The 11,124-nt window shown below is 59.7% G+C and carries 14 protein-coding genes and 1 pseudogene; 1 reads left to right on the forward strand and 14 read right to left on the reverse strand.

The window, feature by feature from the left end:
• From RBB18_RS22845 to RBB18_RS22855, 3 genes are all read right to left on the reverse strand, one after another.
• Window positions 1-1,007: multicopper oxidase family protein (locus RBB18_RS22845; protein WP_306121281.1), on the reverse strand; the 1,007-nt coding region annotated here is incomplete at its 3' end.
• 12 nt (window positions 1,008-1,019) lie between these two features.
• The gene (locus RBB18_RS22850; RefSeq protein ID WP_306112608.1) at window positions 1,020-2,480 is read right to left on the reverse strand and encodes a TolC family protein; all 1,461 of its coding nucleotides are present in this window, start codon (window positions 2,478-2,480) and stop codon (window positions 1,020-1,022) included.
• Window positions 2,481-2,784: 304 nt separating this feature from the next.
• Entirely contained in the window at window positions 2,785-3,147 is a 363-nt protein-coding gene (locus RBB18_RS22855) for a hypothetical protein (RefSeq protein ID WP_306112607.1), read from the reverse strand.
• 141 nt (window positions 3,148-3,288) lie between these two features.
• Here RBB18_RS22855 and RBB18_RS22860 point away from each other — a divergent pair.
• Window positions 3,289-3,561: pseudogene (locus RBB18_RS22860) on the forward strand (glutaredoxin); the annotation flags it as partial.
• Window positions 3,562-3,663: 102 nt separating this feature from the next.
• Here RBB18_RS22860 and RBB18_RS22865 read toward each other — a convergent pair.
• The 11 genes from RBB18_RS22865 to RBB18_RS22915 form a co-directional block, all read right to left on the reverse strand.
• Window positions 3,664-4,404, reverse strand: a complete 741-nt coding sequence (locus RBB18_RS22865; RefSeq protein WP_306112606.1) for a cytochrome c biogenesis CcdA family protein — start codon at window positions 4,402-4,404, stop codon at window positions 3,664-3,666.
• Window positions 4,401-4,892, reverse strand: coding sequence for a hypothetical protein (locus tag RBB18_RS22870; protein WP_306112605.1), 492 nt, complete (start codon window positions 4,890-4,892; stop codon window positions 4,401-4,403). The genes RBB18_RS22865 and RBB18_RS22870 overlap by 4 nt, the downstream gene beginning before the upstream one ends.
• Window positions 4,889-5,593: an SCO family protein gene (locus RBB18_RS22875; RefSeq protein ID WP_306112604.1), complete on the reverse strand. Its 705-nt coding sequence runs from the start codon at window positions 5,591-5,593 to the stop codon at window positions 4,889-4,891. The genes RBB18_RS22870 and RBB18_RS22875 overlap by 4 nt, the downstream gene beginning before the upstream one ends.
• Complete coding sequence (locus tag RBB18_RS22880) at window positions 5,593-5,883, reverse strand: hypothetical protein (RefSeq protein WP_306112603.1); 291 nt, start codon at window positions 5,881-5,883, stop codon at window positions 5,593-5,595. Before RBB18_RS22880 ends, RBB18_RS22875 begins: the two co-directional genes overlap by 1 nt.
• Before the next feature lie 67 nt (window positions 5,884-5,950).
• Window positions 5,951-6,463 (reverse strand): TlpA disulfide reductase family protein, encoded by a 513-nt coding sequence (locus RBB18_RS22885; protein WP_306112602.1) that lies wholly within the window; start codon window positions 6,461-6,463, stop codon window positions 5,951-5,953.
• A complete protein-coding gene (locus tag RBB18_RS22890) occupies window positions 6,460-7,056 on the reverse strand; it encodes a DsbE family thiol:disulfide interchange protein (protein WP_306112601.1) in 597 nt (198 codons plus the stop codon). Before RBB18_RS22890 ends, RBB18_RS22885 begins: the two co-directional genes overlap by 4 nt.
• Window positions 7,053-7,478: a cytochrome c gene (locus RBB18_RS22895; protein WP_306112600.1), complete on the reverse strand. Its 426-nt coding sequence runs from the start codon at window positions 7,476-7,478 to the stop codon at window positions 7,053-7,055. The genes RBB18_RS22890 and RBB18_RS22895 overlap by 4 nt, the downstream gene beginning before the upstream one ends.
• A gap of 154 nt (window positions 7,479-7,632) precedes the next feature.
• Window positions 7,633-7,767 (reverse strand): hypothetical protein, encoded by a 135-nt coding sequence (locus RBB18_RS22900; protein ID WP_007121580.1) that lies wholly within the window; start codon window positions 7,765-7,767, stop codon window positions 7,633-7,635.
• A 66-nt stretch (window positions 7,768-7,833) separates the two neighbouring features.
• The gene (locus RBB18_RS22905; RefSeq protein WP_306112599.1) at window positions 7,834-8,289 is read right to left on the reverse strand and encodes a DUF411 domain-containing protein; all 456 of its coding nucleotides are present in this window, start codon (window positions 8,287-8,289) and stop codon (window positions 7,834-7,836) included.
• Between the two features lie 39 nt (window positions 8,290-8,328).
• Window positions 8,329-9,768 (reverse strand): multicopper oxidase family protein, encoded by a 1,440-nt coding sequence (locus RBB18_RS22910; protein ID WP_306112598.1) that lies wholly within the window; start codon window positions 9,766-9,768, stop codon window positions 8,329-8,331.
• A gap of 655 nt (window positions 9,769-10,423) precedes the next feature.
• On the reverse strand, window positions 10,424-11,047 hold the full coding sequence (locus tag RBB18_RS22915; protein WP_306112610.1) for a transmembrane anchor protein: 624 nt from the start codon (window positions 11,045-11,047) through the stop codon (window positions 10,424-10,426).
• Window positions 11,048-11,124 lie beyond the last annotated feature (77 nt).

The following is an 11,124-nucleotide window of genomic DNA, read 5'->3' on the forward strand; positions in this document are numbered from 1 at the left end:
AACGTCGGCACGTCATGGCCCATGGCGTTCATCGTGTGGTGTGACTTGTGACAGTGGATCGCCCAGTCACCCAGATGGTCCGCGACGAACTCATAGGCGCGCATCGCGCCCACGGGGATGTCGATGCTCACCTCTGGCCATTGCGCTTCAGGCGACACCCAGCCGCCATCCGTGCAGGTGACCTTAAAGTCATAGCCGTGCATGTGGATGGGATGGTTTGTCATCGTCAGGTTGCCGACGCGCACACGCACCCGGTCTCCCTTGTTGACTACCAGAGGATCGATGTCGGGGAAGATCCGGCTGTTCCAAGTCCACAAGTTGAAGTCGGTCATGGTCATGATGCGCGGCACGTAGGTGCCGGGATCAATGTCAAAGGCGTTGAGCATGATCAGGAAGTCACGATCCACCGGCATGAACGTTGGGTCCTTGGGATGGACCACGAACATGCCCATCATCCCCATCGCCATCTGCACCATTTCATCGCCATGCGGGTGATACATGAAGGTGCCGGATTTGATCAGGTCAAACTCGTAGACGTAGGTCTTGCCCGCCGGAATGCCGGGATGGCTCAGTCCGCTGACCCCGTCCATGCCGGAAGGCAGGATCATCCCGTGCCAATGAATCGTCGTCGCCTCGGGCAGCTTGTTGGTGACGTAGATGCGGACCCGGTCACCTTCGACCGCTTCGATCGTTGGACCCGTGGACTGGCCGTTATAGCCCCACAAATGCGCGATCATTCCATCAGCGAGTTCGCGCTCGACCGGTTCGGCGACGAGGTGGAATTCCTTCACCCCGTTGTTCATCCGGTGCGGCAGGGTCCACCCGTTCAGCGTGACCACAGGCGTGTAGTCCGGCCCAGAATTGGGACGCGCCGTGATCGCCGTTGCCGCACTGTCCATCTGCGCAGCCTCTGGCAACCCCATGTTAAGGGTTTGACCCCACGCTTTTGAAGAGACCAGCGTTGCACCTGCGGCGCCGGCTCCGAGTAATTGACGTCTATTCAGCATGTCATATTCCTTTCAGTGTCCTGCGCCGCCACCGGCGGCAAGTGATACGCCCTCTCCATCGCCCATTCCGCCTGCGCCACCGCCATATATGGCGGCAGTCAAGTTCGCCTGGGCCAAGTAGAAGTCACGCTTGGCATTGGCCGCCTCGAGCGAGGAACCAAGTTTTTCGCGCACATCCGTGAGCAATTCGAAGGTGTTGGTAATCATCCCGTTGTAGGACAGCAGGCCTTCTTCCTCGATGGTCTTGCGCAGCGGCACAAGAACGTCGCGGTAGTGACGCGCAATCTTGTAAGATGCGTGATAAGCGGTCTCAGCAGAACGTGCTTCGGACCGCACATTGACCGCGCGCTCAGCCAGAACATTTGCCGCCTGAAGATACATCAGCTCGGCTTTGCGCATCCGCGCCTTGCCGGTGTCATAAATCGGGATGGCGAACTCCAGCTCAATCTGCGGGGTAGTTTCAGTTTCAAGGTTACCGTCCTCTTTTTCCCGCTCTGCTTCGAAACCAGCGATGAGCTCGAGATCGGTCACAAGCCGCGTTTGATCGGTCAGCCCGAATGCCGCCGCCTGCGCTTCAAGCCCCAGTTTAGCGACCCTCAGGTCGAACCGGTTTCGAAGGGCTTTAGCTTCCAGGTTGGTGATTGGCCCAACCGACCTCGGGAGAGCTGGCAAAGCATCGGGCACGTAGTAATTCACTTCGGTGCCCCACAGCCCCATTAACCGCGTCAGATCTTCTTTGGCTTGGGTTGCATTCAGTCGGGCCTGTGCCAGCTGTCCAGCCAGCTCGGCATTGAACGCTTGTTCCCGCGCCTGACCGGCCGTGTTCAGCGCGCCGGTCTCGCCCAGCCGGGCCGCAAGTTCTGACCCGGCGTCGGAAGTGGCCTTGGCACGCTTGAGATACGTTACAGTTTCAAACGCAGCCACGGCGTTGATCCACGCCATTCGCGTCTGGTTGGCAAGCGCAAGCGTGTCACTCACCGCATTCATCTGTGTGGCCCGAAAATTCGCATCTGCCAGCAGAACACGTTGCTTCCGCGTTTGCGCGTCAAGGATGTTCGCTCGAAACAACCCTTCTATCGCCCGGTAAGCGCCTAATTCCGCAGCTCCGATGCCAAGCACTCCGATTGCAACGATCGGATTCTCCGGCGTTGATTCCTGCCAAGCCTCTGCAGCCGAAAGTCCGACATTGGCATAGGAGGCTTGCAGCCCCTTGTTGTTCAAGAGCGCGACCTGCACCGCCGTGTCTGCCGAGATCGTTCGTTGATGGACCATTGCGTGAACTTGTTTTTTCAATTCCGCGTTCTCGGCTTGGGTCTGCGCAAAAGCTGTTCTTTTGCCGATGGCCGCCGCGGTCTGGGTTGACACAATCGAAAACCCGGCTTTCCGGTCCGTGTAGGCATCTGGAACCGCCGTCGCGCATGCTGCCAGTGTCATTGGCAGACCAAGCGCAAGTAAAGGTCTCGTCAAAATCATCAGTTTGCCTCCGATTGCTCTTCGTTGACCTCGCGCCAGTCGCGCGGGCCAGTTGGGCCGCGAAACGTGTACCCGGCCAGGGGATTTTTGTAAGACAAGGGGGATGAGACTGTACCATTGAACGTAGCCTCTTGGCTGGCAACGCTCGGAAGCGGCGTGGGCTCTGACGTGCATGCCCCAAGCACGAGCGCAGATGCGCCCAGAAGTATAGCAATTTTCATTAGTTTAGACCTGACTTATTGAGAAATTCGAGAACGCTTTGCAGGCGCACTCAGAAGATCCGCATACCGGATCGGCGGCTAAGTCAGACTCGTGGTGGGCGTTGTGGGCTGTCCGGTTCGAACGATACGATCAGGCGGTCGACAGCTACGTGACGCGCGCTTGGCTCGTCGCGCGACCGGATCACGTCTCTTTCATCGAGAACAGCCGAAAAGCAGAAGCCGATGCAGCATTGAATGCCGTCATGTTCGTCATCCGCGTTTGCAACGCGGTCGCTTTCTCCGCAATGAGTTGCAGTGGAATGGCCGTGACCACTAACGTTTAATTCAGACATCGTTTCGGCGCTATGATCTGTGCCAACCGGCTCGCCATGTCCGCCCATCTGAGCATGTAGCGCAGACGACGGAACTGTAGCCAAAGCAAGCACACAGATGATACCGAGCATCATCTGACGCAATCTTGAAAAGGTGAGTGCGATCCTCATCGTAAGCTAAATGTATCATGGAAAGCATTCTGTCAACGTTTCCATCCTTTGAAAACTGTGACCTGAGCCCCGACTCCCCTCCAACCATTCGAAGAATCCGCAAGTTACGGCAAGGTCTATCGCTTCGGAGAGGCCTTCGCGGGTATCCTCATGGGCGCCGGAGCGCTCACCTGGCTGTCGGCCCCCGTGGCATTGTTCATCGGCACCGTCGGCGCGGTTTCGGTGTTCAAGGCGCTCTACATCGACAAGCGCGAGTTGAAATGCGCCTGCGTCGGGGGCGACAGTAACGTGCCACTAGGGTTCGTCTCGCTCACTGAGAACCTGGTGATGATGGTCATCGGTATATGGATGCCGATCCGGGTCTACCTGATCGGCTGACGGCCCCGCGACCTCTACAGAGGCGCGGCGTGTACGACCTGTTTGAGTGGTGGAAATGACCCCACTTACCAGCCATCACGCCAAGAGCTGGTTCGAGGTTCGTCAGCCGATCGTCGCGAGAAAGGGAAAGGTCCCCAGCAGCCAATAGGCAAACCGTGACAATTGCCCGGTCATGATGGCAACTCCCATGATGATCATGGCAACACCCGCGCACTTGTAGAGCCAGCGGCCGGCCTTGCCGATCTGCCTTACCCGTGCGGCGATGGCGTCGGTGAACAGCGCGGCCAGCAGGAACGGCACGCCCAGCCCGGCGGAATAGATCGACAGCAGCCAGATTCCGTCCGACATGCCGCCGGAGGTCGAACTGAGCGTCAGGATCGCGCCAAGGATCGGCCCGATGCAGGGGGTCCATCCAAAGGCGAAGGCCAAGCCCAGTACGTAGGCTCCAAGCGGGCGACCCCCCGGAATGTCGAGTGTGAAGCGGGTGTCACGCGAGAACGCTTCCAGACGGAAGGCACCCAGCATGACCAGTCCGAACAGGATGATGATCGCACCGCCCAGATAGTTGAGCTCAGTGCGCCAGGTCAGCAGCAGCGACCCGAGCGCGCTGGCCCCCGCTCCCAACGCGACAAAGACCGTGGAAAATCCCAGAACGAAGCAGGCGCTCAGCCCAAGTGCCCCGGCGCGTGCCCGCAGGCCGACCGATCGCGTCGTGCGCAAATCCGGCTGGCCCGCAATATAGGAGACATAGCCCGGCACCAGCGGCAGGACGCAGGGCGACAGGAACGAAATGGCTCCCGCCAGAAACGCCGCGAAGATGCCGATGCCGGAAATATCCATCATGCGTTACCATGTCCGCTGAAGGGCCGTGATGCCCACCGGAACGCGACCAGCGGGATGACGATCCACTGCAATACCGGCGACAACCCTGCATCGAGAATCGGAATGATCGGCATCAGGTCCGAATAGGCCCATGCCGCGCGGATCACGATGTTGAGCCATTCACTGAACAGCGTATATCCCAACCCGAACAATATTGTCAGGACGGTCACCGATCGTCGTGTCGGATTCACGAAGGGCCAGCCGCGGCCCGTCAGCATCAAGGCAAGCATCAGCGCGCTCATGGCAATCAGGATGTCGCCACCCGTGCAATGAACCGCGGCGAAGATGATCTCACCCCAGGTGCCCTCGTTCCAGATCGTGTAGAGCGGCATGTGGGCGAACTCCCAGATCAGATTGGCCGGGATGATCACCAAAAAATATCGACGGAGTGCTGTCAGGGAAATTCTATCCGTCGCGGATTGCATGACGCCAATCGCGATATCACTCATTGAAAAGCCCCTGTCAGGCGGTCCCACCAACCGCGTTCCCGGCGTCGGTGCTGGGCATTGTTGATCACCTCGCTGACATAGAGGATCAGGTTCACATTCTTGAATTCCATGCCATGGAACTTTGCGGCGAACCGCCCCCCGATATCCACGACATGGGTCACTGCGCCGTGCATCATCATGTCGCTGTCGGCGGTCATCGTGAACTCCAGCCCATAGTCCCGCGCCAGAAGGCGCGTTGCGTCGTCAGCCTGATCAGGCCGTTTGGTCAGAATGACCCAGTTGGTCGGATCGAATCCATGCCGGTCCCCGTACCCGCGCAGGACGTCGGGCGTGTCATTCACGGGATCGGTCGTGATCGAGATGAATTGCACCAGATCCCTCATCGGCCCGTCGTTGACCGAAGCCTGGACCGCCGCGATCTTTTCCGCATGGAGCGGGCAGATATCCGGGCAGTTGGCGTAGATGAAACGCAGGATGACGACCTTGTCGCTGAAATCCGACAGACGCACGGGATTGCCCGCCGCATCCTGCAACTCGAAATCCGCGGCCTGTGCTGCGTCGATGGCCTGGAAGTATGGCTCCATCTCGAACATCCGGGCATCCAGATTTTTACCCGGATGATCGGCGGAGGCCGGAAAGGAGATCGTGGTCGCAAATGTCGCCAAGGCGGCGCGCCGGGTCAGATAGACAATCAACTGCATCACCTTTCGGGTTGATCGGGCTTGCCACTACCCGCATCGTTGCATTTCCCGCCGGACCCGCCCTTCATGCACAGACCAAGCCCGCACATCGCGGCACAGGGTGCCAGCGAGACCAGGACAGGCGCGAGACCGATCGCGGTGAGCCATCCCCAGTTCAGGGCCATGCCGCCGCCCATCACGGTTGCCGCACCAACGAACAGCAATCGTCTGCGCGTCAACCACCGGGTCCGTTTGCCAGCGCTTTCGATGCCGACGGCGCCCGCATCGTTGGAAGATGATATGTCGGTCATCCGGAAAATCCTTTCGAAATTCTGATAACTGGACGGTCAAGAGCGGGTGGTATTCTTTCGAAGCTACTCATTGGATGAACTCCTGCAAAAAGGACACCATCTCGGGCTCGTCCCATTCGGCAGGGCCGACCAGCCGTCCCAGTTCCTGCCCCTGCGCGTCGATCAGGATCGTTGTGGGCAGACCGACGGTGCGCAGCGCGGTCATCGACAGCATGGTCTTGTCGACATACATCCTGAGATTGGTGACACCGATCTCGTCGTAGAACCGCCGTACGACGGGCGACCCGGCCCTGTCGATGGACAGGGCCACAACCTCGAAACGGTCGCCGCCAAGTTCCGCCTGAAGCGCATCCAGCGTCGGCATCTCTTCGCGGCAAGGGACGCACCAGGTTGCCCAAACATTCACGAGGATCGCCTTGCCACGAAAATCCTCCATGTCCCCACGGCTGCCGTCTTCGGTCTCGTAGCGCACATTGATCACCGGCTGCGGCGTGTCGTGCAGTGCGAAGCCTTGCGGCCCGGCAAACGCCGCGCCGACGGACAATGCCCAGACGAGCAGCGCCGTTTTTAGATATTTCATGGCGTTGGCTCCTTGAAAGATTGGTTCTTCAGATCCCGGACGATCGGCAACAGGGTTTCGCGCAAGATTGCCCGAGTGATCGGTCCGACATGGCGGTAGGCGATGGTGCCGTCGGACGTGATGACATAGGTTTCGGGCACGCCGTAAACGCCCCATTCGATGCCAGCACGTCCGTCGATGTCGGCCCCGATGCGCGCGTAGGGATCACCCAGTTCGTCAAGCCAGGCGCGCGCCTGATCGGGCGGGTCCTTGTAGTTGATCCCGTAGAGTGGCACTTCGCCTGTGGCGCTCAATTCCATGAACAGCGGATGTTCCGCACGGCAGGGCACACACCACGACGCAAAGACGTTCACCAGCGAGACATGGCCGATCAGGTCCTTCGTCGAAAGACCTTCCTCGCGGCCGAGCACCGGAGCAAGCGCAAACTCCGGCACAGGTTTGTCGAGAAGCGCCGATGGCAAGTCGTCGCCGCCCCTGAAAAGCCCCCAGCCGAACAAGACCATGAGGGCAAAAGCTATCAGCGGCACCAGCACAAACCCGGAGATCCTGCGCCGCGGTACAGGGTCGATTTTGCTGACGACCTCTTGCGTCATGGCTGCACCTGCTCATCCGCAAGGGTACGGCTTTCCTGCGAAGCGCGGTTCCGATCGGGCCATGTGCTCTTGATGTAATCGATGATCGCCGTGATCTCGTCATCCGTCAGCACCTCCTCGAAGCCGGGCATATCGCTTTCATAGCCATTCCCGATAATCGCCGCCGTTCCGCGCTTCACGATGTCCAAAAGCACGCGGTCCGTGTGGTGCCAGGTATGGCCCGAGGCGTCATGCGGCGGGGCAGGCAACCTGCCGTTCGGCAATCGGGTGCGCCAATCGGGCTGCCCCTCCAGGTTTGCACCATGGCAACTGGCGCAATTCTCCTGATAAAGGCGTTCGCCCGCGAGCAAGTCATCCTGCGCCGAAACGGGCAAGACCGTTGCAGCGAGCAAGAGCGCGGCGAGCCTAATGGTGTTTTTCATGTCGCTTTTGCCTTCTTCTGGCAATCCACATACAAAGGATGAAAAGTGCCACGAGCGATGCCACGACAAGCAGGACGCAAACCCCCCAGACCAATCCCATCGACAAGAGGCTGTCGCCACTGCTGGTACCCTCATTCCGCATCCCGGCGCATTTCTATTTCCCGCTGTCCGAGCGGATGTATTTGACCAAAGCGATCGCCGCGAGCACCAGCACCGCCACGATCAGCAACCAAACCAGTCCCATCGCGATCATCATGCCGCCACCCATCATTCCACCGTCCATCATCATACAGTTCATCCTTTGATTTTCCTTGAATCCGGTCTGGCACGGGAGCGCACCAGACCGCGCAATTGATCATTCGACCGCATAGACGGTCGGGTTCACACCTTCTTCGACGGTGTAGATCTTGAACGGTTCCTGCTTCTCGCCGCCCATACCTGGCGATCCCAACGGCATGCCGGGAAGTGTCAGGCCGACAATGTCCGGGCGCTCATCAAGCAACTTGTTGACGACATCGATTGGCACATGACCGCTGACGACGTAGTCACCCAGAAAGGTCGTATGGCAGCCCTGGAAATCGTCCGGGATACCTGCATCACGGCTGATCTGAGCCAGATCATGGGTCGGCTTTACCTCGACCGTGAAGCCATTCTCGCGCAGGTAGTCCGCATAGCTCTCGCAGCATCCGCATTGCGGGTTCTTGTAGAGCGTGGCCTCTTGTGCCGCGACGGGCGCGGCATTCAGGCCCAGGGCGAACACGGCGGCGGCACCTGCCGTGCTAAGACTGGCAAGTCCAATTAGTTTCTTCATCGGTTCTTTCCTTTCGTCGTTATCGAAACGTGAGATTTTTCAGGTTTTGGTCGTGCCAGGATCGACACGTATGACGCCCATCATGCCGGCCGCCTGGTGTTCCAGGATGTGACAATGGAACATCCAGTCCCCCGGATTGTCCGCTACGAAGGCGATCTCGACCCGTTCCTCGGGTGCCATCAGGACGGTGTCCTGCCATTCGCGGTGCCGTGTCGGTTGCCCGTTCCGTGTGATCACACGGAACGAATGTCCATGAAGATGCATCGGGTGATGCCACGCGGTGCGATTGTCCATCTGGAGCACATGCGACGTGCCCTGCGGCAGGACCAGCAAGGGGTCCATCATGTGCCCCGTTGCTGCTTCGCCGTTGATGAACCACATGTTGCCTTCGTGCATCTGCTCCATCATCGACCCCATGTCGCCGCCCATCATCATCTGCCCCATCATGCCACCATTGAAGACAATCCGATGCCGCTTGGCCGCTTGCATATCGGGTTCGGCCAGCGGGTTGGATGGCAGTTCCATCGACCAGTCCGGCACCGCGTCCCGAAACCGATCCGGCCCGTAGGCGAGATCGACCAGACGGTATTCCAAACCCTCGTAAAAGACATCGGTGACGGTCACGCTCTCTCCGGGCTTGCCGGTCATATCAATCACCAGATCGACACGCATGGCCGGGCCGACCACCACGACGTCACTGTCTGGTGCATGAGGTGCCACGGGTTGACCGTCCAGAGCGACCACGACCGGCGCTAGACCCCCGAAATCCAGCCCGAATATCCGGGCATTGGCTGCGTTGACCAACCTCAGGCGGATGCGTTCTCCGGATCGCACGGCGATGCGGTCCGGTATCTGGCCGTTGATGGTCACGGAATTGCCGATACGCCCGCCGTGCGCGGCGTCGTGCCGACTTCCGAAATCTGTCGCAATCTGTCCGTCGCCGGTCATCCGCCAGTCATCGAGCATCCAGGTCAAATCGCGATCTACGCGGATCGGGTTTGCTTCCTCGACGATCAGCGGCCCGTAAAGCCCGCGCCCGACCTGTTCCGAACTGCGCTGGTGCGGGTGATACCAGAAAGTGCCAGCGTCCAGTGCATCGAATTCGTAGAGAAAATCGCCACCGACCGGGATCGGGTCTTGTGTGAGAAACGGCACTCCGTCCATCGCGTTGGGTGTGCGAATGCCATGCCAGTGGACCGTCGTACCTTCATCCAGCCCATTCCGGGCCACAACCCGAATCCGGTCGCCCTGGCGCACGCGGATCTCGGGGCCAGGGACGGACCCGTTGTAGCTCCAGACGTCGGTCGGGCCGTAGGATGCCGGACGCAGGGCGGCTTGTCCGGCTGCAGCGCTTAGTACGAAAGGGTCCATCGTCGAACCTGCCATCGCTGCTCGCGCAGGTGACAGGGCGGATATGGCAGTGAAGGCGGCACCGGTGCGCAGCACGTGCCGTCGTGAAATCAGTCTGTTGAGGGTCATTGATTGTGCCTTGATCTGAAAAGGTCGCGCTCAGCCAGCTTCGGCGAAGGCAACGGTCGGGCCTCGCTGTTGGCGAGGCCGATCTAGTGTTCAGACAGACTGCTTGGGAGGGAATGGATCAAGCGAGGGAATCGCGCCGGTCGGGGTCACAGGTCCCGCGACCGGGATGACAACTCCGAATGCCATCTCGAGCGTCATCGCTGACGTACGAACTACAATACCGGCCGTACTTCCTGCGCCGCAAGGGGCAGGACACCCACTCTCGCAGGAGATCCCGTCAGAAAATCCGATCGGTTCGCATCCGCCGCAATGGTCGTCCGCGCTTTCGGCGCCCACCATCTGAGCCATTGGTGCCTCAGCCGCATTCACTGCCGATACATCCGGCGCAACCACGGCACCGAAGCTCAATGCAAGAATCAAAATGAGGCGGAAAAAGCGGATCATGCAGTTCTTATGCAAGCTTCCAGTAGGGGGAGGTCAAGAAGTATCCTGTAACATAGGCGTGACATTGCCACGCGGTTACTGACTGATTGGCCAACGGATGCCCGAGGTTGGTTTCAGCGCAAAATCTGAGGCGAGACTGCGGACTCATCGATGGTCTGTTTCGGAGCCAGGCAACCACCCGCATCCTTTCATGCGGATGGCTGCCCTTGTGTCAACTTGCGTCTTTGAATTCGGTATATTCGCCGCGCACCTGGACAGTCACGGTTGCGGGCTGGCTGTCCCGATTCCGCCAAAACCATCCGTGTTCGCCGTCAAATGCCGCGATGATCTCGCCCTCGTCGCCCGTCGAACCGCGGCCCTTTTCATAGGTCACCGAATTGCCGCCGCCGTGGCCGTGCATGTCGAAATTCACCCGACCGCCTTCGACCAGCATCCGGTATTCCACCGTTTGGCCCTCTTCCATGACCAGCTTCCACTCGGCACTGTCACCGGGTGCCAGCGTGAAGGTGGTTTCGTCGCGCCAGATCTCGGCTTCCTGCGCGTGGGCTGTGCCGACAAAGAGCCCGAAGATGTCGTTCATCAGGCTTGACTGCTCCTCAGCTTCAAGCTCTAACAGCCTGTCGGCCTCGGCCTCTTCCCCGAGCTGGGTTTTGATCTCTCCCATTTCGGCCAGACCGATCGCGCCGCCGATCCCGGTCGGGTCGATGCCGTATTCGGCGGGCAGGACGACGGTGACGAGGATCACGACCGCCGAGACCGCCGCGATGACGGTGGAACGGATCAGTTGAGCAGAGCTTGGAAGCTCGTCGAGGCTGGGTTTTTCTGCGTTGAACATCTGGCGAGTGGAAAGAATGTGGGGATCAAGCCGCGCGAAGCTGTCCTTTGCCAAGCCTTCCATCCAGGGCTGCGGCT

Origin of the sequence: Roseovarius sp. MMSF_3298, assembly GCF_030733705.1 — a bacterium.
In the GTDB taxonomy this organism is placed as follows: domain Bacteria; phylum Pseudomonadota; class Alphaproteobacteria; order Rhodobacterales; family Rhodobacteraceae; genus Roseovarius; species Roseovarius confluentis.

Coding starts and splice junctions, on each gene's coding strand:
- RBB18_RS22905 (WP_306112599.1), bottom strand. CDS start 8,289: ATGAAGAAACTAATTGGACTTGCCAGTCTTAGCACGGCAGGTGCCGCC.
- RBB18_RS22885 (WP_306112602.1), bottom strand. CDS start 6,463: ATGAAATATCTAAAAACGGCGCTGCTCGTCTGGGCATTGTCCGTCGGC.
- RBB18_RS22850 (WP_306112608.1), bottom strand. CDS start 2,480: ATGATTTTGACGAGACCTTTACTTGCGCTTGGTCTGCCAATGACACTG.
- RBB18_RS22880 (WP_306112603.1), bottom strand. CDS start 5,883: ATGACCGACATATCATCTTCCAACGATGCGGGCGCCGTCGGCATCGAA.
- RBB18_RS22855 (WP_306112607.1), bottom strand. CDS start 3,147: ATGATGCTCGGTATCATCTGTGTGCTTGCTTTGGCTACAGTTCCGTCG.
- RBB18_RS22900 (WP_007121580.1), bottom strand. CDS start 7,767: ATGATGATGGACGGTGGAATGATGGGTGGCGGCATGATGATCGCGATG.
- RBB18_RS22870 (WP_306112605.1), bottom strand. CDS start 4,892: ATGAGTGATATCGCGATTGGCGTCATGCAATCCGCGACGGATAGAATT.
- RBB18_RS22895 (WP_306112600.1), bottom strand. CDS start 7,478: ATGAAAAACACCATTAGGCTCGCCGCGCTCTTGCTCGCTGCAACGGTC.
- RBB18_RS22865 (WP_306112606.1), bottom strand. CDS start 4,404: ATGATGGATATTTCCGGCATCGGCATCTTCGCGGCGTTTCTGGCGGGA.
- RBB18_RS22890 (WP_306112601.1), bottom strand. CDS start 7,056: ATGACGCAAGAGGTCGTCAGCAAAATCGACCCTGTACCGCGGCGCAGG.
- RBB18_RS22910 (WP_306112598.1), bottom strand. CDS start 9,768: ATGACCCTCAACAGACTGATTTCACGACGGCACGTGCTGCGCACCGGT.
- RBB18_RS22915 (WP_306112610.1), bottom strand. CDS start 11,047: ATGTTCAACGCAGAAAAACCCAGCCTCGACGAGCTTCCAAGCTCTGCT.
- RBB18_RS22875 (WP_306112604.1), bottom strand. CDS start 5,593: ATGCAGTTGATTGTCTATCTGACCCGGCGCGCCGCCTTGGCGACATTT.